Origin of the sequence: Tardiphaga sp. 813_E8_N1_3 (assembly GCF_051811025.1) — a bacterium.
GTDB lineage: Bacteria > Pseudomonadota > Alphaproteobacteria > Rhizobiales > Xanthobacteraceae > Tardiphaga.
Window position 1 is genome coordinate 2,826,418 of record NZ_JBPWQE010000001.1, and the last position, 22,069, is coordinate 2,848,486.

At 61.1% G+C, this 22,069-nt stretch carries 20 protein-coding genes; 8 read left to right on the top strand and 12 right to left on the bottom strand.

The features are described from left to right. Positions 1 to 240, bottom strand: a complete 240-nt coding sequence (locus AB8A33_RS13510) for a BrnA antitoxin family protein (RefSeq protein WP_439093237.1) — start codon at positions 238 to 240, stop codon at positions 1 to 3. Between the two features lie 343 nt (positions 241 to 583). Between AB8A33_RS13510 and AB8A33_RS13515 the strand changes: the two genes are divergently transcribed. Further along, positions 584 to 799 carry a hypothetical protein gene (locus AB8A33_RS13515; RefSeq protein ID WP_068730943.1) on the top strand — a complete coding sequence of 72 codons (216 nt, stop codon included), beginning with the start codon at positions 584 to 586 and terminating at the stop codon, positions 797 to 799. A gap of 714 nt (positions 800 to 1,513) precedes the next feature. After that, positions 1,514 to 2,560 carry a UDP-3-O-(3-hydroxymyristoyl)glucosamine N-acyltransferase gene (lpxD, locus tag AB8A33_RS13520; protein WP_439093238.1) on the top strand — a complete coding sequence of 349 codons (1,047 nt, stop codon included), beginning with the start codon at positions 1,514 to 1,516 and terminating at the stop codon, positions 2,558 to 2,560. Between the two features lie 51 nt (positions 2,561 to 2,611). Here the strand turns inward: lpxD and tgt are convergent, their stop codons facing one another. The 6 genes from tgt to coaD form a co-directional block, all read right to left on the bottom strand. Further along, positions 2,612 to 3,745, bottom strand: a complete 1,134-nt coding sequence (gene tgt, locus AB8A33_RS13525) for a tRNA guanosine(34) transglycosylase Tgt (RefSeq protein WP_439093239.1) — start codon at positions 3,743 to 3,745, stop codon at positions 2,612 to 2,614. Next, the gene (gene queA, locus AB8A33_RS13530; protein WP_439093240.1) at positions 3,742 to 4,824 is read right to left on the bottom strand and encodes a tRNA preQ1(34) S-adenosylmethionine ribosyltransferase-isomerase QueA; all 1,083 of its coding nucleotides are present in this window, start codon (positions 4,822 to 4,824) and stop codon (positions 3,742 to 3,744) included. The genes tgt and queA overlap by 4 nt, the downstream gene beginning before the upstream one ends. 85 nt (positions 4,825 to 4,909) lie before the next feature. Then, positions 4,910 to 5,377 carry a peptidylprolyl isomerase gene (locus tag AB8A33_RS13535; RefSeq protein ID WP_116663619.1) on the bottom strand — a complete coding sequence of 156 codons (468 nt, stop codon included), beginning with the start codon at positions 5,375 to 5,377 and terminating at the stop codon, positions 4,910 to 4,912. Continuing rightward, complete coding sequence (locus AB8A33_RS13540; protein ID WP_439095933.1) at positions 5,353 to 5,796, bottom strand: hypothetical protein; 444 nt, start codon at positions 5,794 to 5,796, stop codon at positions 5,353 to 5,355. The genes AB8A33_RS13535 and AB8A33_RS13540 overlap by 25 nt, the downstream gene beginning before the upstream one ends. Positions 5,797 to 5,801: 5 nt before the next feature. Further along, positions 5,802 to 6,383, bottom strand: a complete 582-nt coding sequence (locus tag AB8A33_RS13545; protein WP_439093241.1) for a peptidylprolyl isomerase — start codon at positions 6,381 to 6,383, stop codon at positions 5,802 to 5,804. A gap of 41 nt (positions 6,384 to 6,424) precedes the next feature. Then, a complete protein-coding gene (gene coaD / locus AB8A33_RS13550) occupies positions 6,425 to 6,922 on the bottom strand; it encodes a pantetheine-phosphate adenylyltransferase (RefSeq protein ID WP_089264449.1) in 498 nt (165 codons plus the stop codon). Positions 6,923 to 7,247: 325 nt separating this feature from the next. On the opposite strand from coaD, the gene AB8A33_RS13555 reads away from it, so the two are divergent. Then, positions 7,248 to 7,505 carry a hypothetical protein gene (locus AB8A33_RS13555; protein ID WP_089264450.1) on the top strand — a complete coding sequence of 86 codons (258 nt, stop codon included), beginning with the start codon at positions 7,248 to 7,250 and terminating at the stop codon, positions 7,503 to 7,505. 213 nt (positions 7,506 to 7,718) lie between these two features. Next, positions 7,719 to 9,626, top strand: coding sequence for a potassium transporter Kup (locus AB8A33_RS13560; RefSeq protein ID WP_439093242.1), 1,908 nt, complete (start codon positions 7,719 to 7,721; stop codon positions 9,624 to 9,626). Positions 9,627 to 9,750: 124 nt separating this feature from the next. Here AB8A33_RS13560 and gyrA read toward each other — a convergent pair whose 3' ends face one another. The 3 genes from gyrA to AB8A33_RS13575 form a co-directional block, all read right to left on the bottom strand. Further along, positions 9,751 to 12,522, bottom strand: coding sequence for a DNA gyrase subunit A (gene gyrA / locus AB8A33_RS13565; RefSeq protein WP_439093243.1), 2,772 nt, complete (start codon positions 12,520 to 12,522; stop codon positions 9,751 to 9,753). 205 nt (positions 12,523 to 12,727) lie between these two features. After that, positions 12,728 to 13,132 (bottom strand): DUF2306 domain-containing protein, encoded by a 405-nt coding sequence (locus tag AB8A33_RS13570; protein WP_439093244.1) that lies wholly within the window; start codon positions 13,130 to 13,132, stop codon positions 12,728 to 12,730. A 457-nt stretch (positions 13,133 to 13,589) separates the two neighbouring features. Then, positions 13,590 to 14,414, bottom strand: coding sequence for an AAA family ATPase (locus AB8A33_RS13575; protein ID WP_439063817.1), 825 nt, complete (start codon positions 14,412 to 14,414; stop codon positions 13,590 to 13,592). Between the two features lie 239 nt (positions 14,415 to 14,653). Between AB8A33_RS13575 and AB8A33_RS13580 the strand changes: the two genes are divergently transcribed. After that, positions 14,654 to 15,451: a class I SAM-dependent methyltransferase gene (locus AB8A33_RS13580; protein WP_315841945.1), complete on the top strand. Its 798-nt coding sequence runs from the start codon at positions 14,654 to 14,656 to the stop codon at positions 15,449 to 15,451. 114 nt (positions 15,452 to 15,565) lie between these two features. On the opposite strand, the gene AB8A33_RS13585 is transcribed toward AB8A33_RS13580, so the two are convergent. After that, the gene (locus tag AB8A33_RS13585) at positions 15,566 to 15,772 is read right to left on the bottom strand and encodes a hypothetical protein (protein WP_439093245.1); all 207 of its coding nucleotides are present in this window, start codon (positions 15,770 to 15,772) and stop codon (positions 15,566 to 15,568) included. 286 nt (positions 15,773 to 16,058) lie between these two features. Beyond that, positions 16,059 to 16,568 carry a single-stranded DNA-binding protein gene (locus AB8A33_RS13590; protein ID WP_092142634.1) on the bottom strand — a complete coding sequence of 170 codons (510 nt, stop codon included), beginning with the start codon at positions 16,566 to 16,568 and terminating at the stop codon, positions 16,059 to 16,061. A 464-nt stretch (positions 16,569 to 17,032) separates the two neighbouring features. Between AB8A33_RS13590 and AB8A33_RS13595 the strand changes: the two genes are divergently transcribed. The 3 genes from AB8A33_RS13595 to uvrA all read left to right on the top strand — a co-directional run bounded on the left by AB8A33_RS13595 (position 17,033) and on the right by uvrA (position 22,063). Beyond that, on the top strand, positions 17,033 to 17,767 hold the full coding sequence (locus AB8A33_RS13595; RefSeq protein WP_439093246.1) for an outer membrane protein: 735 nt from the start codon (positions 17,033 to 17,035) through the stop codon (positions 17,765 to 17,767). A gap of 248 nt (positions 17,768 to 18,015) precedes the next feature. Beyond that, positions 18,016 to 18,774 (top strand): outer membrane protein, encoded by a 759-nt coding sequence (locus AB8A33_RS13600; RefSeq protein ID WP_439093247.1) that lies wholly within the window; start codon positions 18,016 to 18,018, stop codon positions 18,772 to 18,774. A 301-nt stretch (positions 18,775 to 19,075) separates the two neighbouring features. Next, the gene (uvrA, locus tag AB8A33_RS13605) at positions 19,076 to 22,063 is read left to right on the top strand and encodes an excinuclease ABC subunit UvrA (RefSeq protein ID WP_439093248.1); all 2,988 of its coding nucleotides are present in this window, start codon (positions 19,076 to 19,078) and stop codon (positions 22,061 to 22,063) included. Positions 22,064 to 22,069: the final 6 nt, after the last annotated feature.

Genomic DNA, 22,069 nt, shown 5'->3' on the forward strand with positions numbered 1-22,069 from the left:
CTACTTGCCGGCTGCCTTGCGCAGCGCATCATTCATACGGTCCTGCCAGCCCGGCCCGTCCTGCTGGAAATATTCCAGCACGTCCTGATCGATCCGCAGCGACACCAGTTCGCGCGCGCCGGGAATGGCTGCCTTGGCGACCGGTGCCTCGACCGGTTTGGTGGTCGTCTTCTTGAACGCCGCCTCCGCCTCGGTGCGGGCATCCTGGAGAGTGCGCGGGCGTCGCGGGGGCTGTGCCATCTGGGTCAGATTCCTTCAAACGTTGCCGACGAGAGATAGCGCCCGCTGAGCGGCTGCACAATCGCTTCCACCGTGCCTCCGAAGATGCGTCCGCACCAAGGGCGCGATGTGGCAGCTACTCGCCTCTGCTGCACGACCGGCAGTGTCAGCAAATTTTACAAATGTCATTCATCGTAACAGGCGCATTCTTCGTGACGCACGCGGCATCGCACAAAGGTGAACGCGCTGCGACAAACATGCTGTGAAGTAAAAAACTTCAAAGCAACGCATTTGTGTTGCGACACGGTCAAACAAATCGGATTAGGATCGTGTCATGTCCGATGAGACGACGAAGGAGGTCACGATGTCAGCATCAGCTGAAGTCCGTACGACCAAAACGTCCCATCCCGCGCCGCGTGGCAGCGATCTTCCGACCTGCCCGGTTTGTGCGGACTCGATGATTGCTGCCGAAGCGTCGGCCTTTCTCACCGATGACGTCGTCAGCTATCTCTGGACCTGCGATACATGCGGCTATGGCTTTGTGACCAAGCATGCATTTCGCCGGACGGTCTGCAACTAGCGCTGTTCGCGCGGACCGGCGTGAGCTGATCTTGGATTGCTCAGCGATCCGAGGAAGACGTCGATTGCGACTATCGCCTTCTCCGCGCCTCTGCTTGCCCGTCGAGGGCTGCTTTCCACGCGAATGGGACAACCAATACGCCCCGTAAGGCGAACGCTGCCAGCATCGCGCATGCGTCATTGACGCTCCAAACAAAAGCAGCCGCTCGCACCGAGGCTCGACATATCCGTCTCGACCGACGTCCGCGTCGGCGCAGCATTGGCGCGCGTCAAGGTCAGCGATCTGCGCAAACGATTTATGCCGCCGCTGTTAAACTGCGCGGGTCAGATCTCTCGTTCGCTGAAAGGCCTTCGCTGAGGTGTAGCAAGCTTCAAGCAGCGCTCGAGCTTTGGAGATTTTGCAGCGTCGTAGAGACTATTTCTTCTCGCCCGCCGGAACTGAAAGAATGTCTCCGAAGCAAATCCAGCGATCCCCCTCGAATCGCGTCAGCTGCTCCGACCAGACCCGTCGCTTCGATATTGCAACGACGCGCAACCATCGCATCTCTTAAGAGCCAGAAACTAGCGATCCTGGTCACGCGTGCACCAGGCAATGGCCACGCCGCAGTCACACCTTCGCCATTTCTGATGTTCCCAAGCCGTGCTAACCAGCTGTCGGGTCTACAGCGGAGAAGCCGTCTCTCGGGTCGAGGGGATACCCGCACTGGAGTCGGTCATGACCGGTCAAATTCCCTTCTTCGTGCCCAAGCGCACGATCACCGCTAGTGAGGTCGCAGGCATCGCGGGCTTACTTTTTGTTACAAAAGATTTCCTCATTTCGGCTGGGGCAGCGCTAGAGACAGCGCGCCGCGGCGAGCTGAGCTATATGGACAATCACAAGTATCTTGAGGCCTTGAGGCAGACGAATGCGGGCGCTTGTCTCGTCTCCCCGCGCTTCAGCGCGTCCGTTCCAAAGGAGACCTATTCTTTTGTGACACCTCAGCCGTATTTGATTTACTCGAGAATCCTCGCGTTGCTCTATCCAGGGGCGGCTATCCCGGGGTCACTTTTCGAGACTGTCGGCATTTCTCCAAACGCCACGATTCATGCTTCAGCCATCATCGATTGCGGGGTTACCATCGATCCCGGCGCAGTGATCGGTCCTCGCGCCAAGATCGGTGAACGCACTTATATCGGGTCAAACGTCGTGATCGGTCCAGACGTAACCATCGGGAGCCATAGCTCGGTCGGCGCCGGCGCTATCATTGCGCACGCAACTGTCGGCAATCACGTCATTGTCCATCCAGGCGTATCGATCGGGCAGGACGGCTTCGGATTCGTGCCTGACAAAGGCGGACATATAAAAATTCTCCAGGTCGGAGGCGTCATTATTGAGGACTGCGTCGAAATAGGCGCAAACACGACCATCGATCGCGGGTCGACCCGTAACACGTTTATCGGCGAAGGGACGAAGCTCGATAACCTCGTACAGGTCGCCCACAACGTGACGATTGGCAGACACTGCCTCATCGCCGCGCAAGTCGGAATTGCCGGGTCCGCAACTCTCGGGAGTTTTGTTGCAATAGGCGGCCAGACTGGAATTGCTCCTCATCTGACGATCGGCGACGGCGCACAGATAGCCGGTGCCAGCGGCGTCACGCGCGACGTGCCCGCAGGAGAGCGGTGGGCAGGATTCCCAGCCCGCCCCAGCCGCAGGTTTTTCCGGCAATACAAGGCTATGGAAATGCTTGCGGCCGGTTACCGCGAGACAAACGATCGATGAACCTGACAGGTTGATGGACAGGTTAGTGTTTTCTCCACGCGCGACGAGCGGTTACCGCGGCGGAATATCGCCACGTGCCCAGCACTCACGCGTATGCGCCCGAAACTCTTCGAACGTTCCGGCCTCGATGGCTGCGCGGATACCCTGCATCAGGCTCTGGTAATAGGCGATGTTGATTTCCGACAGCAGCATCGCGCCCAGCGTTTCGCCGGAGCGCACGAGGTGATGCAGATAGGCGCGCGAATAGTCTCGCGCGGCCGGCCAGGTGCTCTCTTCGTCCAGCGGCCGCGGATCGTCCTGATGCCGCGCATTGCGCATATTGATCTGGCCATAGCGTGTGAAGGCCATGCCGTGGCGGCCGTTACGCGTCGGCATCACGCAGTCGAACATGTCGACGCCGCGCGCTACCGCTTCCAGCATATCATCCGGCGTGCCCACGCCCATCAGATAGCGCGGCCGGTCCGACGGCAGGATCGGGATCACTTCCTCAATCATCGCCAGCATCACCGCCTGCGGCTCGCCCACCGCGAGGCCGCCGATCGCATAGCCATGAAAACCGATGTCGATGAGCCCGCGCGCACTGGCGCGGCGCAGTTCCGGCACGTCGCCGCCCTGCGCAATGCCGAACAGCATGTAGCCGTCGGGCGCCGTCTCGAAGGCGCGCTTGCAGCGCTCGGCCCAGCGCAGCGACAGCTGCATAGCGCGGTCGATATCGGCGCGTTCCGCCGGCAGCCGCACGCATTCATCGAGCTGCATCGCGATGTCGGAATTCAGCAGCCGCTGGATCTCGATGGCGCGCTCCGGCGTCAGTTCGAACTTGGCGCCGTCGATATGCGAGCGGAACGTGACGCCCTGCTCGGTCACCTTGCGCAACTGCGCCAGCGACATCACCTGGAAGCCGCCGGAATCGGTCAGCATCGGGCCGTTCCAGGTCGTGAATTTCTGTAACCCGCCGAACGACGCGACGCGTGCCGCGCCGGGACGCAACATCAGGTGGTAGGTATTGCCCAGCACGATATCGGCGCCGGCATCGCGCACGTCGCGCCAGTGCAGGCTCTTCATTGCGCCAAGGGTGCCGACCGGCATGAAAGCCGGTGTACGGACCACACCGTGCGGCGTCGTCAGTTGGCCCCTGCGTGCCGTGCCGTCAGTGCGCAGCAGTTCGAAATGATTGGCGACGGTCATTGATTGCTTGTGTCCCGAAACAGCAGACTGGCGTCGCCGTATGAATAGAAACGATAGCCGGTCGCGATGGCATGGGCATAGGCCTGCTTCATCGTATCCATGCCGGCAAAGGCAGAGACCAGCATGAACAGCGTCGAACGCGGCAGGTGGAAATTCGTGAGCATGATATCGACGGCGCGGAAGCGATAGCCGGGCGTGATGAAGATCGCAGTCTCGTCGGCGAACGGATGAATAACGCCGTCCTCGGACGTCGCGCTTTCCAGCAGGCGCATCGAGGTCGTGCCGACGGCAACGACGCGTCCGCCGGCCGCATGCGCTGTGTTCAACGCATCCGCCGTTGCGCGCGAGATCGTACCCCATTCGGAATGCATCTTGTGTTCGGCGGTGTCGTCGACCTTCACCGGCAGGAACGTCCCGGCCCCGACATGCAGCGTGATGCGATGCAGGCCGACGCCACGCGCCTTCAAGGCAGCTTCCAGCGCCGGCGTGAAGTGCAATCCCGCAGTAGGTGCTGCAACAGCCCCGTCATTGGCGGCGAACATGGTTTGATAGTCGGCGGTGTCGCGCTCGTCCGGCGCGCGCTTTCCGGCGATGTAAGGCGGCAGCGGCGGCGCGCCGAGTTCGGCAATCGCCTGATCCAGCGCCGGCCCATGAAACGAGAAGGAGAAGATGATCTCGCCGGCTTCGCCCTTGTGCTCGACCAAAGCGTCGAGATGTCCGAGCAGGCAAACGCGGCCTTCATTACCGAAGCGAACCGTATCGCCTTCGGCCAACTTCTTCGCAGGTCGCACCAGCGCCTGCCAGCGCGAACCATCGAGCCGCTTGATCAGCGTCGCATCGATCTTCGGTTCAGTCTCGCGGCCGATGCGGCGGCCGCTGAGCTGCGCCGAGATAACCCTGGTATCGTTGACTACGAGCTGATCGCCGGGCTTCAGCCAGGTCGGCAGATCCGAGACGACATGATCCTGCACGCCGATACCCGGCTGAACCACAAGCAGCCGCGCAGCATCGCGCGGGCTGGCGGGCCGCAACGCGATGTTCTCGGCAGGAAGCTCGAAATCGAAAATGTCGGTACGCATGGCCCTAAATGGCATTGCCGGGCATCGCCCGGCAACCCATCCCATTCGTCAGATGATCCGGGCCGAAGCCCGGCATGCGCCTGTATCAGGCGGCCGCGTCAGCGGCCATGGTGGCCTTGACGATCTTGTCGGGGTTCTGCACCGGCTCGCCGCGCTTGATCTTGTCGACGTTTTCCATGCCTTCGGTGACCTTGCCCCAGACGGTGTACTGCTTGTTGAGGAAGGACGCGTCGTCGAAGCAGATGAAGAACTGGCTGTCGCCAGAATCGGGGCTGGCCGCACGGGCCATCGACAGCGTGCCGCGCACATGCGGCTCGTTATTGAATTCGGCCTTCAGCTTCTTGCCCGAACCGCCGGTGCCGGTGCCCTGCGGGCAGCCGGTCTGCGCCATGAAGCCATCGATGACGCGGTGGAAGACGATACCGTCGTAGAAGCCTTCGCGCACGAGCTCCTTGATACGGGCGACATGGCCCGGTGCCAGATCCGGGCGCATCTCGATGGTGACGGGACCCTGGGTGGTTTCAAGGATCAAAGTATTCTCGGTAACAGCCATGCTCGTCTCTCTACTGGTTTGGGTTTGTTTCGGCGGTCGTCAAACCGCACTCGGAAGGGGCGTCCAGCGACCGCGTCGCCCAGGCCCCCGGTAAATGGCATCGGCGTGCAATGTTGCAATGTCTCCATCACAGCCGTTCGGTAGGCAACGCTGTCGGCCTCAGAGGCATCCGGCGTCTCGAAGGTAATTCGCGGCCTTCCGAGAAGTTCACCGGATCGTTTGAAGCTGAACAGCACCGTGATCTCCATGCCCGGATGACCGCGCGGCAATGCCGGCGGTTGCCAGCACGCTTTCAGCCTTCCGAACATGCCCTCCAGCGTGCTCACGGCGTCAGACTGCGCCGATGCCGGATGCGTCTGAAGGACACCAGACAGCAATGATGCCGCGAGCAGAGCAATCACCCTGCATCGCGGCATCATGATGCTCACTTGATGTCGGAAGCGACCTGAACCTTGACCATCTTGTCAGGGTCAGTCACGGCACCGCTGGCCGAGCCGGGAGGCGCCTTCTTGAGCTTGTCCACCACGTCCATGCCGGCGACGACATCGCCAACCACGGTATACTTGCCGTTCAGGGACGAGCCTTCAGCGAACATGATGAAGAACTGCGAATTGGCCGAATCCGGATCGCCGGCACGTGCCATGCCGACCACGCCGCGCTTGTACGGCACCTGCGAGAATTCGGCCTTCAGGTTCGGATACTTCGATCCACCGGTGCCGTTGAAGTTCTTGCCGTCGCCGGTTTGTGCCATGAAGCCGTCCATCACGCGGTGGAACGGTACGTTGTTGTAGTAACCTTCGCGGGCGAGCAGCTTGATGCGCTCGGCGTGCTGCGGAGCGATATCGGTGCGCAGCTTGATGATGATCCGGCCCTTGGTCGTGTCGATCACGATGGAATTGGCCTTGTCGAGGCCGGCCGGAAGCGGCGCAGTGGCCGGAGCTTGTGCCTGCACGACAGCGGGAACCGCGAAGATCAGCGCGGCAGCAAGTGCGACTATACGGATCATGGAAACTCCGGATCAGAGAAGGCCGGTCAGCCGGCGTTTGATTAAGCGGCGAATTTGGACTTGAGGCTCTTGGCAACCGCGTCCGGGACGAAAGCCGAAACGTCGCCGCCCATGGCGGCGATTTGCCGGACCAGTGTGGCGGTGATCGGGCGGACGCTGACCGAGGCCGGAAGAAATACCGTCTGCACATCCGGCGCCATGGTCTCGTTCATGCCGACGATCTGCATCTCGTAATCCAGATCGGTGCCGTCGCGCAGCCCGCGGATCATGATGGTCGCACCGATCTGTTGCGCCAGTGTGGTGGTGAGATTGTCATAGGTCGTGCAGTCGAATTCGCAGCCGGCGGCTGAGGCCAGCGGTCCGAACACCTGCTTCACCATCTCCAGCCGCTCGTCTGTCGAGAACAGCGGCTTCTTGCCAGGGTGGACGCCGATCGCGACCACGAGCTTGTCGCACAGGCCAACGGCATGGCGGACCACATCGAGATGGCCATTGGTGACGGGATCGAATGAACCGGGATAAAGCGCGATACGAGGCATTCCCCCTCCTACCCCGCCCCCGTTCGAGCCGCAAGCCGACTTGGTTCCGCCCGCCGGGGCCGAATGGCAGGTGATTATTTTTGCCCCGGACTCGAACCGGGAGGCCGGTCAGTGCGTCTACTGGGTACGCAGGGACGATACTGAAAACACTGGGTTTTCCAGCCTCATGTGTCGTCACACGCGTTCGGATGAAACATAAACCGGGCCGGATGAAACCACTTTGCCCGGACACGACAACTTCCTGAAACCGGGTCTGATTAATCAGGCAAGCACAGGAAGCGACAAACAAACCGGGCCAAAACGGCCTGAATGACAGGGGACCGTCATGATCAAGACTCTCTCAGCAGTTGCCGTCGCAGCTTTCATCGCAGCCGCCCTCACCGTTCTGCCGGGCTTCGCCCCGAAGGTCGAGGCGTCGGTGCCGGTGGCCCTCGCCAAGGCCGACCGCCTGGACATCCACACGGTAGGTCGCAACTGCTCCGAGCAGGCCTGGCCGAACTTCGAGGCCTCCTGCCTGCGTAACGCAGCCAGCAAGACGATCACTGTCCGCGAAGTCCGCCTCGTGACCACCGAGCGTCGCTAAGCGGCAAAGGATACCGCGCCCCGGCCAGGGCCGGGGGTGTACTGATACTTAATCCGGGTAATCGAACTACACTCCCCCGCCGCGGCGCGATGCATAGTTCAGTGAAATTCTCGCGACAGCTACTTCAACTAATTTCATAGCAATTCGCGACGCAACGTCGCAGACTGACGGTCAAGCGCGATCGTGAAAGCGCGAGTCCCGTGAGGGCTGCCAGTGACCGCCATCCCAGCCGCATCGCCAGGCCACTCTGGCGGACTTCCTCTCACGGCAACGATCGGCGCGCTCGGCGTCGTCTATGGCGATATCGGCACCAGCCCCCTTTATGCACTCAAGGAAGCCGTGAAGGCAGCGGCCCATGGCGGGCCTCTCACGCCCGAAGCAACGCTCGGCGTGGTATCGCTGATCCTCTGGGCGTTGATCCTCATTATCTCCCTGAAATACGCGCTTCTGATTCTGCGCGCCGACAATCGCGGCGAAGGCGGCATCGTCGCGCTGCTGGCACTGCTGCACGCGCGCAACGCAGAGCCGGGTACATGGCGCATACATTTGCTGGTCGTCGGTCTCGTCGGCGCCGCCCTGCTCTATGGTGACGGCGCCATTACGCCGGCGATCTCGGTCCTGTCGGCCATTGAAGGCCTGAAGGTCGATGCACCGTCACTGGCGCCGTTGGTGGTCCCGCTCACCGTCATCATTCTGATCGGACTGTTCCTGATGCAGAGCAAGGGCACCGGTTTCATCGGCGGCATCTTCGGGCCGGTGATGCTGGGCTGGTTTGCCGTGCTCGCGCTGCTCGGCATCCATGGCATCGTGCAATCGCCCGGCGTGCTCGCTGCCGTCAGCCCGCTTTATGCCTTCGAATTCCTGATCCATCAGGACTTCCACATCAGCTTTGCCATTCTCGGCGCGGCCTTCCTTGCCGTGACAGGCGGTGAAGCGATGTATGCCGATATGGGTCATTTCGGACGGATGCCGATCCGGCTCGCCTGGTTTGCCATCGCGCTGCCGGCGCTGGTGCTGAACTATTTCGGCCAGGCGGGACTGCTGATCGCCGACCCCACCGCCGTCGATAACCCGTTCTATCAACTGGCGCCGGACTGGCTGCACTACCCGCTGGTGGCCTTTGCCACTGTCGCGACGGTGATCGCCTCGCAAGCTATCATCTCCGGTGTGTTCTCGCTGACGCAGCAATCGATCCAGCTCGGCTTCCTGCCGCGGATGCAGATCCGGCACACGACCAGCCACGCGATGGGCCAGATCTATGTGCCGCTGGTGAACTGGCTGCTGGCAGCGGCGACGCTGGCCGCCGTGCTCAGCTTCGGCACATCGGACGCCCTGGCAGGCGCCTATGGCATTGCCGTATCGCTGCTGATGGCGATCACTACTTTGCTCGCCGCGCTGGTCGCGCTGCAATGGGGCTATCCGCCGCTTCTCGTCGTGACGGTGAACGGCTTCTTCTTCATCATCGATTGCATCTTCTTCGCCGCCAATTCCACGAAGCTGTTCGAGGGCGGCTGGTTTCCGCTGCTGTTGGCCGGCGCAGTCGCGTTCCTGATGTTGACCTGGCGTAGCGGTGTCAAACTGGTTGAAAACGCCCGGGCCAAATTGCGTCAACCCGAAGAGGACCTGATCGAGACGGCCGTCAGTCGCTGCCATGCGCGTCTCAACGGCACCGCTGTGTTCCTGGCATCCATGCCGAACGGTGTACCGCTGGCACTGACGCAATTCGTCAAGCACAACCACGTTCTGCATCAGCGCGTCATTCTGGTGACCGTGCTGATCGCCGAAGTGCCACGCATCCCGGATGCCGATCGCGCCGAGATCATCGAAGTGATCGAAGGGATCACGCGGGTCATCCTGCATTACGGCTTCATGCAGTATCCAACGATTTCGGACGGGCTCGGTCTGGCTTCAGAACAGGGCAAGCTGCCTGGCATCGACCTCGCCGACATCACCTATTACATCGGCCGGGAGACCATCATTCCCAGCGACAAGGTCGCCGGCATGGCGGTGTGGCGCGAAACCGTATTCGCGTTCCTGCAGCGTAACGCCGAACGCTCCGCAGCGTTCTTCGGCGTGCCGACCAAACAGGTCGTCGAGTTTGGCACCGAAATCGAGATTTAACCCCCGCGCGAGGTGATGGGTTCTCGCTTCGCTCACCCCCTCCCGCACATCACGTACATAAAAGAAAAACCCGCGGTATGAACCGCGGGTTTTTCTCAACGTGTCACAGCCGCTGCGGAGAGCCTTAGCCCTCCGCCTCCGGAGCTGCTGCACCAGCCTCGGGCTCATCGCCCTCGCCGGCTTCGCCGATATGCTCCACCGAGACCACATGCTCATCGTCAGCCGTGTTGAACACGATGACGCCCTGGGTCGAGCGGCCGGCGATGCGGATGCCTTCCACCGGACAACGGATGAGCTGTCCCTTGTCGGTGACCAGCATGATCTGGTCGCTGTCTTCGACCGGGAACGAGGCGATCAGCTTGCCATTGCGGCCATTGACCGACATCGCAACGATACCCTTGCCGCCGCGGCCAGTGGTTCGGTACTCGAACGATGAAGTCCGCTTGCCATAGCCGTTCTCGCTGATGGTCAGCACGAACTGCTCGGATGCAGACATCTCGACATAGCGCTGCTCGCCAAGCTCGATGGCGCCGGTCGCCTCTTCGGTCTCCGCGGAAGCCGCAGCTTCGTCCGCCACATCAGCCCGCTCCTCGGCACCGCCGCGGCGCACCGCGTTGGCCCGGCGCAGATAGGCCGCGCGCTCGTCGGAATTGGCCTCGAGGTGGCGCAGGATCGTCAGCGAGATCAGTTTGTCGCCGTCCGCCAGCGAGATGCCGCGTACGCCCATGGAGCTGCGGCCCTGGAACACACGCACATCGGTCACCGGGAAACGGATGCACTGGCCGCCAGCAGCGGTCAGCAGCACGTCGTCATGTTCGGTCGCGATCTGCACGTCGACGATGGCTTCGCCCTCGTCGAGCTTCATCGCGATGATGCCCGAGCGGCGGACATCGACGAAGTCCGACAGCTTGTTGCGGCGAACATTGCCGCCGGTGGTCGCGAACATCACGTCCAGGGTTTCCCACGTCGCCTCGTCTTCAGGCAGCGGCATGATCGTGGTAATACGCTCGCCCTGCTCCAGCGGCAGGATGTTGATCATCGCTTTGCCTCGGCCGTTTGGCGGCGCGATCGGCAGACGCCAGACCTTTTCTTTGTAGACCTGACCGCGCGACGAGAAGAACAGCACCGGCGTATGGGTCGAGGCCACGAACAGGCGCGAGACGAAATCCTCGTCGCGCGTTGCCATGCCCGAACGACCCTTGCCGCCGCGGCGCTGGGCACGATAGGTCGAAAGCGGCACGCGCTTGACGTAACCATGATGCGACACCGTCACCACCATGTCTTCGCGCTGGATCAGGTCTTCGTCTTCGACCTCGCCTTCCTGTTCCATGATGACGGTCTTGCGCGGCGTCGCGAATTCCGACTTTACCGCACCAAGCTCATCCTTGATGATGGTTTGCACGCGCGCGCGCGAACGCAGGATTTCCAGATAATCGGCAATCTCGATGGCGAGCTTGTCGAGTTCGTCGGAAATTTCCTCGCGACCCAGAGCCGTCAGGCGTGCAAGGCGCAGATCGAGAATGGCCTTGGCCTGTTCGAACGACAGGCGTGCCGTGCCGTCCTCTTCAAGACGATGGCGCGGATCGTCGATCAACGTGATCATCGCCGCGACGTCCTGTGCCGGCCAGCGGCGCTCCATCAAGATATCACGTGCCGTCGTCGGATCCGGCGAGGTGCGGATCACACGGATGATCTCGTCGATATTCGCCACCGCAATGGCGAGACCGACAAGGATATGCGCGCGGTCGCGGGCCTTGTTGAGCAGGAATTTGGTACGGCGCGTGACGACCTGTTCGCGGAATGCGACGAAGATCGTCAGCAGATCCTTCAGGTTCATCAGCAACGGCCGACCGGCATCCAGCGCAACCATGTTGGCGCCGAAATTGGTCTGCAGCGGCGTATACTTGTAGAGCTGGTTCAGCACGATCTCGGGCACGACATCGCGCTTCAATTCGACGACGACGCGATAGCCGTCACGATCGGATTCATCTCTGAGATCGGAGATGCCTTCGATCTTCTTGTCGCGCACCAGCTCGGCGATACGCTCGACCATGGTGGCCTTGTTCACCTGGTACGGGATTTCCGAGACGATGATCGCTTCGCGATCCTTGCGCGTCGGCTCGATGGCGACCTTGCCGCGCATCACGATGGAACCGCGGCCGGTGTGATAGGCCGAACGAATGCCGGCACGACCGAGGATGATGCCGCCGGTCGGGAAATCCGGACCCGGGATGATCTTGTTCAGATCGTCGATGGACAGCGAGGGATCGTCGATCAGCGCCACACAAGCATCGATGACTTCGCCGAGATTGTGCGGCGGGATATTGGTCGCCATGCCGACGGCGATACCGCCGCCGCCATTGACCAGGAGGTTCGGGAACTTCGCCGGCAGAACCTTCGGCTCACGTTCGGAACTGTCGTAGTTGTCCTGATAGTCGACCGTGTCCTTGTCGATATCGTCGAGCAGCCCCTGCGCGATCTTGGTCAGGCGCGATTCCGTGTATCGCATCGCGGCGGCCTGATCGCCGTCCACCGAGCCGAAATTGCCCTGACCGTCGATCAGCGGCACGCGCATCGAGAAGTCCTGCGCCATGCGAACCATGGCGTCATAGACCGACTGATCGCCATGCGGATGATACTTACCGATGACGTCGCCGACGGTTCGCGCGGACTTGCGATAGGGCTTGTTCCATTCGAAGCCGTTCTCATACATCGCGTAGAGAATGCGCCGATGCACCGGCTTCAAGCCGTCGCGCGCATCAGGCAACGCACGCGCCACGATCACGCTCATGGCGTAATCGAGATACGAACGCTTCATCTCGTCGAGGATGGATACGGGACGAACATCCGAGGGGGCCGGTGGCTCCCCAGGCTTCTGGTCTTCTTTATCGGACAAGGATGATTTCCGGTCAGGTTTTGCTGGGAATCATATAGCGCATCGCGCGCCTTCAAGCCACCCCATCAGCAACGCGCGAAGCCCTATTTTCTTGCTGATTTTTCAAATGCTTACGGGAGCTGAACAGGGCTTGTGAAGTGGCCTCGAATAAGCCAGCCCCAAGCAGCCGAATCTTGCGAAAATCATGCGGCCGTCTTGCGGCAATCTAGCGACCGAACACCACGGTGTGCATGACCCGGCCGGGCACGAGGGTGAACACGCCGGCGATCACCAGGGCGCCGGCGAAGATCGAAATCATGGTGATGGCATGCGCCCTGACGCGGTGCCGGCGCGCGGCGATCACTGCGACAACCAGCATTACCGGCGCCAGGATCGACAGCAGGTGGATCGGACTCCAGTCTCGCCACAGCCGGTAGCTATGGCCATGGATCCCAAACGAACTGATCGCAACGGTGGCGAGCAGGATCACCCAGATCCAGCCGAGCGTCCTGTGTGGCAGCGTGCCCTTGGGCGCGATCAATTGAACGACACCGAGCACGAATGCGACCATGGCCGCAAAAGCATGCAGCGGGATTGGAGCGGCGGCATCAAGCAGCGGCTGAAGCGACATGGTGGCCCTCGTGTTCAGGAGGCAGCATCAGCTCACCATCGCAGAAATCTTTCCATTGTAAAGATCATATTGCCGCCACGTTGCCACAGCTAACCGCACCCTCAAAAAGCAAAACGCGCTGCAAGCAATCAGCTCACAGCGCGCGATGCAGAAGTTCAGGACGTCCTGACAGCAGATCAGAAGGATTATATGTGGTTATGGACGTGATGCGTGAGGCGGTCGAGGAGCGCGCCGGTGACCGAGGCTGGATTCCGGGATATCTCCAGGTCGCGCCTGGCGGACGGCTGCACCTTGTTTCGTGCGCGCCTCACGGGCTGATCGTGGCTGAATGGTTGGTTTCGGACGCAAGGCTCTCCGAGACAGGGGACCGCGCTAGTCGAGGCGACCCAAAGTATCCATGCCTCGCTCCGGGCGGACCGGGGCTCGACCACGCAATGATTCAAATCGTGAGCGAGCGTCAGATGCTGCCACCAGGCCCTCGTGCGAAATGTTGAGATCCATCAAGTTCATAGTTGCCAGCTAATCCAGTGGTTTGGCTTTTATCGCCTTGGTCACCCAGGGCGGTCTCATTGATATGCTCTCCCAGGACTCGCGTGATGACCTTATCGAAATTGAGGGGGTCGGCACCGTTGACTTGTATCAAGGACCATCCGTCCCGGCGCAAGCACTCGCCGATCTCCCTTGAGATATTGGCCTGCTTCAAGCCCCTGTCCACGCCGAGTTCGAACAGGAGGACTTCGATGAGCGGCTGGTGCGCATGCCGATCCGTAAGACGGCGGCGCAACGTTTCCTGCGGCGCATCGAGCTGGACAAGCAGGTCCGGTCGCGGCAGGAACGCTAGGCAGTCACGAACCACGTCAATGCTTGGAGTTCGCGCCAGCAAAACCAGCGCACACAATGCCTGGATCAGGCCTTCTTCAAAAATGAAGTAACCTTCCGATTCCTGCGCTTTACGCCAAGATTCGCACAGTAGAGCGATGTCGACCTTCATGCGCCATGACCATGTGCGGCTTCGTAGCGGGATTGATGCTAGAAGCCGCGCCGCGACACCGTCCTTCGGCAGGGTCGATAGCAAGACAGGACCGGAGGTGGCAATCTTTCTGCCAATACGCCCAATGCCATGGCGCGTCTCCGGGCCGTCATCCTGGGCCGACGCATATTCAATCAGGCGATAACCGTTCACTGTCTTCAGGTTGATGCCTTCTTGCGCCAGCCCCCGGCAGAGGCCGCGAAGAAGTGTGGTCTTGCCTGCACCAGGCGGCCCAAATAACTCGATGATCATGGTGGAATGCCCAGCGCCTCGGAACAAGCTGTCATTTACCTGCAGGTCAGAGCTTAGCCGGATTACAAACCACACCAACGTTCATTTGAATGACTGTTCGGATCCGCGGACCCCTCCGAACGGCCAGGCCTCGTTGGCCTTCCCGAGCGATCATCGCTCCGTTCCGGCATCGTGCGAATGCATGAAGACGTCGTCCCGACATCGAGGTTAGCGTCGGCGGACTCGAGGGACATATCCTTATGCTCAACGGAGACACGTTCAGCTATCGCGCGAGCCACCAGTCGGTTGATGTCGTTGCCGACTACGTCAGCACCTTCGAGGTGGGCCATTGCGCGGCATTGTGGCGGGACGTCGAACAGCCCTTGCTCGAAAGCATTCTGCGCCGGCTCGGAGGGCCACAGCGAACAAGCCTCGACTTCGCCTGCGGAACCGGACGCATTGCGAAGGTCGCCGCTCGGTTGTTCGGCTCGGTTGTCGGGGTCGATGTGTCAGAAGCGATGCTTTCGGCAGCTTCGGTGCCAGACAACGTGACGCTGCTATGCGTCGACGTCACCAAGGTTCCTCTCGAACAGACATTTGACGTTGCCACCGCATTTCGGTTCTTCTTGAATGCAGAAGACACGCTTAGGCGCGACGCATTGCGGGCGATCTATCGGCATCTTCGCAACGACGGCGTATTGGTGTGCAATATCCAGCTCAATGCAACGTCACCCATCGGGTCGTTCAGTCGTGTCCTGAACTGGGCATATCCGAGCAGACCTCGAAACACCCTGACTTTGTATCAATTTTCAAGCCTGCTGTCGGATGAGGGATTTGAGGTCGTGGAGAGCACGTATTACGGCTATCTCCCGCGACCGGGCCGGTTGTTTCCACATCTCTGCGAGGCGCTGATCGAGCCATTCGAAAAGGCGTGCCGGAGGCTCAAGGTGCCGGGATTATTGGCGGAGAGTTTTATTGTCGCGGCGCGAAAGCGGGAACGCCTGTTTCCTCAGGTGCAGGACCCTCGGCGAATCGTGCAGGCACCAACAACCTCTTGAGGTTCGGGAGCATGATCATCGAATTCTTTGGCCCGGCAGCCGCAGGAAAGACCACCTTCGCCCACGCGCTGTGCAAGCGGCTCAACGAGCGCGGCCATCATGCGAATGTTGTGCTCAGCTATTCGGAGCCACCACCTCTCGCGTCACCGACGCCTCATGCCCTCCCACGGCAGGTGAGCGTGCAAGACGAAGCGAGTTCACGAGATCGACGGTTTCCTCCTGCGTCAGTAGATCGCCGGTCTCCAGCCGCTCGATCAGGCTGACCCCGCGCAATGCGGCCCACTCTTCGGTCGCCGCGATCGAGCGAAGCACCTTCAACATCGTGTTGATCGATCCGGCTTTGCTCCTGAGGAATATGGCGCTGTAGCGAGTAGCCCAAGTGTCCGGCAGCCCGCTCTCCCTGTACGCCGCCCTCCATTACAACGGGCTTTACGCGAAATCGGCTGGCAATGCGTTGATTTATCAAACGAAAGCCCCCCTTGTTTACACAAGCGGGCCCCACAGAATCTGATTCGAGTCTCGTCGGCAATCCGGAAGCTGAAAAACACTAAGTCATTGAAGAAGCGACGAAAGCGTTTTTTAGTTTACACACAGCTCCAACCAACAGTCAGAACGGGATGTCGTCATCCATGTCGCTGCCGCGGCCACCACCGCCACCTGCCGGTGCGGCCACGCGGCGCTGCGGCGGAGCGCTCGACTGGCCGCCGCCGAAGCTGTCGCCCATGTCATCGCCGCCGTAACCGCCGCCACCACCCGCGCCGCCGCCCTTGCCGTCGAGCATGGTCAGTGTCGAATTGAAGCCCTGCAGCACGATCTCGGTGGAGTATTTCTCGACACCCTGCGGATCGGTCCATTTGCGGGTCTGCAGCGCGCCTTCGATATAAACCTTGGCGCCCTTCTTCAGATACTGCTCGGCGACCTTGGCGAGACCTTCGCTGAAGATCACGACACGATGCCACTCGGTCTTTTCCTTGCGCTCGCCGGTGCCCTTGTCGCGCCAGGTATCCGAGGTCGCGACGGTCAGGTTGACGACCGGATTGCCGTTCTGCATCCGGCGGACTTCTGGGTCCTTGCCGAGATTGCCGACCAAAATCACCTTGTTGACGCTACCCGCCATGCCACTCTCCTACGCTCGAACCTGAATTTGCTGATTGGGCGCCGGCGCAGGCCCTGGCCCGCGCGCAAACGCCGCTGATGATGGGACCCTATACGGTCCGCGCTCCCGCGCAGGCCCCGCGACCGGGTTATCCACGATCTCTTATATGATCGTCCTCCCATATAGCATGTTCCATTTTTGTTCTCAAGGACACCCCTTGGCGAATTGTTGGGCGACAACGAAGTACCGAGTCGTCGCTGTCGCGTCTGAGTCGAGCAATAGTGGAACCCGAAGGGAACCGCGCCCCGCAAAAATTCATATACCTTTCATTAACTTAGAAACGGCCAAACATCGAAGACGAGTGTGCTATTTGGGTGACGGACTTTTTGGCAGACTTGCGTATATTTCGATCACTGAATTGCATTTGGCGCTTGCGCCGGGACACGAGGCTTCGCCGACGCGAAGCAATTTTGGGGAGAATTCACATGAAGAAGTTTCTGTTGGGCACCGTTGCCCTGATCGCTCTGGGCGCTTCGGTTCCGGCAATGGCCGCTGACCTGGCCGCTCGTCCCTACACTAAGGCTCCGGCCTACGTTCCCGCCCCGATCTACAACTGGACCGGCTTCTACATCGGCGGTCACGTCGGCGGCGCGTTCAACGGTTCAAACGGCTTCGGCGGCACCACGGACAATTCGGATGGCCGTTTCCTCGGCGGTGTGCAGATCGGCTATGACTATCAGTTCGCTCCGAACTGGGTGTTCGGCATCGAAGGTCAGTACAGCTGGGTTGGTTCGAACAACACCAACGTCGCTTTCCTCACCACGCCAGGCGTCACCTACAACCTGAACCAGAAGGGCCTCGCCTCGGTTACCGGTCGCATCGGTTACACTTGGGGTCCGGCACTGCTCTACGTGAAGGGCGGCTACGCCTACTCCGACTTCAACGAATCGCTGGTCCTGACCGGCGTCGGCACTCCGGTTGCCTTCGCAGCTGGCACCAAGCATGACGGTTACACCGTCGGCGCCGGCCTCGAATACCTGTTCACCCAGAACTGGTCGGGCAAGGTCGAATATCAGTATTACGACTTCGGCAAGACCACCTTCGCTGCTCCGTCGCCGGCTGGCATCATCGGCCTGTCGTCCCGCAACGACGAGCACACCGTCAAGGCTGGCCTGAACTACCGCTTCAACTGGGGTGGCCCGGTTGTCGCGAAGTACTGAGCTTCGCGCCTGATTTCAGGCTCGTGACTACGGAAAGGCCGGCGGAAACGCCGGCCTTTTCGTTTGGCTGGAAGCCCGGCTTCGGAGAGATAAGAGCTCGCCCATTGCCTGCGGTCGAATACTACCCACGACTGTAACGCGTAAATTTTCACGCAACCATTACGTTTGTTTTTCTCCGTTGCAAGGAAGGCACAGCCTGATCGCCTGAATCGCGCTAGAGTTGAAGCACTCACAAGGGGAGCCATGCCATGAAGAAAATTCTGCTCGCATCCGCCGCCCTCGCTGTTCTCGGCTCGGCGACGTCCGCTTCTGCGGCCGATCTCGCAGCACGGCCGTACACCAAGGCGCCTCCGATGATCGCCGCCGTCTATGACTGGACCGGCTTCTATATCGGCGGCAACGGCGGTTGGGGAACGAGCCGCAAATGCTGGGACACGACCCAGGTTCTCGGTGTCGCGCTGGCCTTCAGCGAGGGATGCCATGACGCAAGCGGCGGCACGGCAGGCGGCCAGATCGGCTATCGCTGGCAGAGCGCTGCGTGGGTGTTCGGCCTGGAAGCACAAGGCAACTGGGCAGACTTCAAGGGCTCGAACGTCAGCCAGCTCGCACTCGGTACTACCGGCAACCGGTCCAAGATCGAAGCCTTCGGTCTGTTCACCGGCCAGATCGGTTACGCCTGGAACAACACCCTTCTTTACGTGAAGGGCGGCGCCGCCGTGACCAGCGACAAGTATCGAGGCTACACCGTGCCCGGCAATGTCGTGTTCGACAACGCCAGCGAAACCCGCTGGGGCGGTACGGTCGGCGTTGGCCTGGAATATGGCTTCACGCCGAACTGGTCCTTCGCGGTCGAATACGACCATCTGTTCATGCAGACCAGCAGCAACAGCTTCACCGCTGTGACGCTTCCTGTGACCTCACGCATCGATCGCATCAGCCAGGACGTCGACGTGGTCACCGCACGCATCAACTACAAGTGGGGCGGTCCCGTTATCGCGAAGTACTGAGGCTTGTTGACCCTCTCTGTCGACTCCAGAACAACTCAGCCCGGCCTCGTGCCGGGCTTTTTGTTGTTCGGCACAGACATATGGCGATACCGACAAGGCTGGTCCCGCGCCGCCGGCCATTGTTGTTTGCGGACCAATCCGCAACTCCTTCGCCAAGAAACCGTTGAAGGCTGGTGCGGAGCACTGGAAATCCGTTCTCGTTCTTCCTATGTTCCGATGACAATCAATCGGCGTTGATCCCGGCCCGGCCGGCGGTGCGCGCCCGGATGTGCGCGCACCGCGCGCTGGGGAATTGCCTGTTATGGACGAGATCATCAAGGCCAAGCGGCAGCAGGCCGCCGCGAACATGCGCAGCATCACCATCCGCGGCGCCCGCGAGCACAATCTCAAGAATGTCGACCTGACGATCCCGCGCGACAAGCTGGTGGTGTTCACCGGCCTGTCCGGCTCCGGCAAGTCATCGCTTGCCTTCGATACGATCTATGCCGAAGGCCAGCGCCGCTACGTGGAGTCGCTGTCAGCTTACGCACGGCAATTCCTCGAGATGATGCAGAAGCCGGACGTCGACCAGATCGACGGGTTGTCGCCGGCCATCTCCATCGAGCAGAAGACCACCTCGAAGAATCCGCGTTCGACCGTCGGCACCGTCACCGAGATCTACGATTACATGCGCCTGCTGTGGGCGCGCGTCGGCATTCCCTATTCGCCGGCGACGGGTCTTCCGATCGAGAGCCAGACCGTCTCGATGATGGTCGACCGCGTGCTGGCGCTGCCGGAAGGCACGCGGCTCTATCTGCTGGCGCCGGTGGTGCGCGGCCGCAAAGGTGAGTACCGCAAGGAGCTGGGCGAATATCTCAAGAAGGGCTTTCAGCGCGTCAAGATCGACGGCACCTTCCATGAACTCGCCGAAGCGCCCGTACTCGACAAGAAGTTTCCACATGACATTGACGTCGTCGTCGATCGCATCGTTGTCAGGCCCGATATCGGCCAGCGCCTCGCGGAAAGTTTCGAGACCGCGCTGAAGCTCGCCGAAGGCCTCGCGGTCATCGAATACGCCGATGCGCCTGCCGCTCCCGCGGAAGAGGCCAGCACGAAGAAATCCGACAAGAAGGTCGCGAAGATTCACGACAAGACGGGTGCGGAACGCATCCTGTTTTCCGAGAAGTTCGCCTGCCCGGTCTCCGGTTTCACCATTCCGGAAATCGAGCCCAGACTCTTTTCGTTCAACAACCCTTATGGTGCCTGTCCGAAATGCGGCGGCCTCGGCGTCGAGCAGACCATCGATGCCGATCTCGTCATTCCAGACAAGGAGCTGACGCTGCGCAAGGGCGCCATCGCGCCCTGGGCGAAATCGTCGTCGCCTTATTACGTGCAGACGCTGACGGCACTCGGCAAGTTCTACAAATTCACGCTCGACACCAAGTGGAAGGACCTGCCGAAGAAGACGCAGAACGCCATCCTGCACGGCTCCGGCGATGACGAGATCAAGTTCTCCTATGAAGACGGCGTTCGCTCCTATGACACCAAGAAGCCGTTCGAGGGCGTCGTCACCAATATCGACCGCCGCTTCCGCGAAACCGAAAGCGAATGGGCGCGCGAGGAGCTCGGCAAGTACTTCTCCGACGTGCCATGCGATGCCTGCGAGGGTTATCGCCTGAAGCCCGAAGCGCTGTCGGTCAAGATCGGCGGCAAGCATATCGGCAACATCTCCGAAATGTCGGTGCGCAAGGCCGGCGACTGGTTCGAGACCGTGCCAGAGCTGCTGAACAAGCAGCAGAACGAGATCGCCGTTCGCATCCTCAAGGAGATCCGCGACCGCCTCTCTTTCTTGCTCGATGTCGGCTTGAACTATCTCACCCTCGCCCGTTCGTCCGGTACGCTGTCCGGTGGCGAGAGCCAGCGCATCCGCCTGGCGTCGCAGATCGGCTCGGGTCTGACCGGCGTGCTGTATGTGCTCGACGAGCCCTCCATCGGCCTGCATCAACGCGACAATGCGCGTCTGCTGGATACGTTGCGGCGACTGCGCGACCTCGGCAATACCGTGATCGTGGTCGAACATGACGAGGACGCAGTGATTGCGGCCGACTATGTGGTCGATGTCGGCCCCGGCGCCGGCACTCACGGAGGCAATATCGTCGCCCAGGGCACGCCCCAGGAGGTGATGGCCAATCCGAAATCTCTGACCGGGAAATACCTCACGGGCGAGATGTCGGTGCCGGTGCGGGAGCGTCGTCCGCCGAACCATCGCCGCACCATCAAGGTCATCAATGCGCGCGGCAACAATCTGAAGAACGTCTCGGCGGAAGTGCCGCTGGGCCTGTTCACCGCCATCACCGGCGTCTCCGGCGGCGGCAAGTCGACGCTGCTGATCGACACGCTCTACAAGGCCATCGCGCGCAAACTCAACGGCGCCAGCGAAGGCGCCGCGCCGCATGATCGCATCGAGGGCCTGGAGCATATCGACAAGATCATCGACATCGACCAGTCGCCGATCGGCCGCACCCCGCGCTCCAATCCCGCGACCTATACCGGCGCCTTCACGCCGATCCGCGAATGGTTCGCCGGCCTGCCGGAATCCAAGGCGCGCGGCTACGAACCCGGCCGGTTCTCGTTCAACGTCAAGGGCGGCCGCTGCGAGGCCTGCCAGGGCGACGGCGTCATCAAGATCGAGATGCACTTCCTGCCCGACGTCTATGTCACCTGCGACACCTGCAAAGGAAAACGCTACAATCGCGAAACACTCGAAGTCCTGTTCAAGGGCAAGTCCATCGCCGACGTGCTCGACATGACCGTGGAAGAAGCCGCCGACTTCTTCAAGGCGGTGCCGCGCGTGCGCGAGACCTTCAAGACGCTGCATCGCGTTGGACTGGATTACATCCATGTCGGCCAGCAGGCGACGACGCTATCCGGCGGCGAAGCGCAGCGCGTGAAGCTCGCCAAGGAGCTGAGCAAGCGCGCGACCGGTCGCACGCTTTACATCTTGGACGAGCCGACGACGGGCCTGCACTTCCACGACGTCGCAAAACTGCTCGAAGTGCTGCATGAGCTGGTCGAACAGGGCAACACGGTGGTGGTGATCGAGCACAATCTCGAAGTCATCAAGACCGCCGACTGGGTCATCGACCTCGGCCCCGAAGGCGGCGACGGCGGCGGCGAAATCGTCGCCTGGGGTCCGCCGGAAGATATCGTCAAGGCACCGCGCAGCTATACGGGCAAATTCCTGAAGCCGGTGCTGGAAAAGGCGGGTAAGCCGAAGAAGCGGAAGCAGGCGAGCGAAGCGGCGGAGTGACCGCCC

Bases quoted from the DNA above. Each gene is read 5' to 3' on its own strand.
- AB8A33_RS13535 (WP_116663619.1), bottom strand. From the start codon at position 5,377: ATGGCTGTTACCGAGAATACTTTGATCCTTGAAACCACCCAGGGTCCC.
- tgt (WP_439093239.1), bottom strand. From the start codon at position 3,745: ATGACCGTCGCCAATCATTTCGAACTGCTGCGCACTGACGGCACGGCA.
- AB8A33_RS13545 (WP_439093241.1), bottom strand. From the start codon at position 6,383: ATGATCCGTATAGTCGCACTTGCTGCCGCGCTGATCTTCGCGGTTCCC.
- lpxD (WP_439093238.1), top strand. From the start codon at position 1,514: ATGACCGGTCAAATTCCCTTCTTCGTGCCCAAGCGCACGATCACCGCT.
- AB8A33_RS13590 (WP_092142634.1), bottom strand. From the start codon at position 16,568: ATGGCGGGTAGCGTCAACAAGGTGATTTTGGTCGGCAATCTCGGCAAG.
- AB8A33_RS13555 (WP_089264450.1), top strand. From the start codon at position 7,248: ATGATCAAGACTCTCTCAGCAGTTGCCGTCGCAGCTTTCATCGCAGCC.
- AB8A33_RS13570 (WP_439093244.1), bottom strand. From the start codon at position 13,132: ATGTCGCTTCAGCCGCTGCTTGATGCCGCCGCTCCAATCCCGCTGCAT.
- AB8A33_RS13540 (WP_439095933.1), bottom strand. From the start codon at position 5,796: ATGATGCCGCGATGCAGGGTGATTGCTCTGCTCGCGGCATCATTGCTG.
- AB8A33_RS13580 (WP_315841945.1), top strand. From the start codon at position 14,654: ATGCTCAACGGAGACACGTTCAGCTATCGCGCGAGCCACCAGTCGGTT.
- AB8A33_RS13575 (WP_439063817.1), bottom strand. From the start codon at position 14,414: ATGATCATCGAGTTATTTGGGCCGCCTGGTGCAGGCAAGACCACACTT.
- AB8A33_RS13515 (WP_068730943.1), top strand. From the start codon at position 584: ATGTCAGCATCAGCTGAAGTCCGTACGACCAAAACGTCCCATCCCGCG.
- uvrA (WP_439093248.1), top strand. From the start codon at position 19,076: ATGGACGAGATCATCAAGGCCAAGCGGCAGCAGGCCGCCGCGAACATG.
- queA (WP_439093240.1), bottom strand. From the start codon at position 4,824: ATGCGTACCGACATTTTCGATTTCGAGCTTCCTGCCGAGAACATCGCG.
- AB8A33_RS13595 (WP_439093246.1), top strand. From the start codon at position 17,033: ATGAAGAAGTTTCTGTTGGGCACCGTTGCCCTGATCGCTCTGGGCGCT.
- AB8A33_RS13600 (WP_439093247.1), top strand. From the start codon at position 18,016: ATGAAGAAAATTCTGCTCGCATCCGCCGCCCTCGCTGTTCTCGGCTCG.
- coaD (WP_089264449.1), bottom strand. From the start codon at position 6,922: ATGCCTCGTATCGCGCTTTATCCCGGTTCATTCGATCCCGTCACCAAT.
- AB8A33_RS13585 (WP_439093245.1), bottom strand. From the start codon at position 15,772: ATGTTGAAGGTGCTTCGCTCGATCGCGGCGACCGAAGAGTGGGCCGCA.
- AB8A33_RS13510 (WP_439093237.1), bottom strand. From the start codon at position 240: ATGGCACAGCCCCCGCGACGCCCGCGCACTCTCCAGGATGCCCGCACC.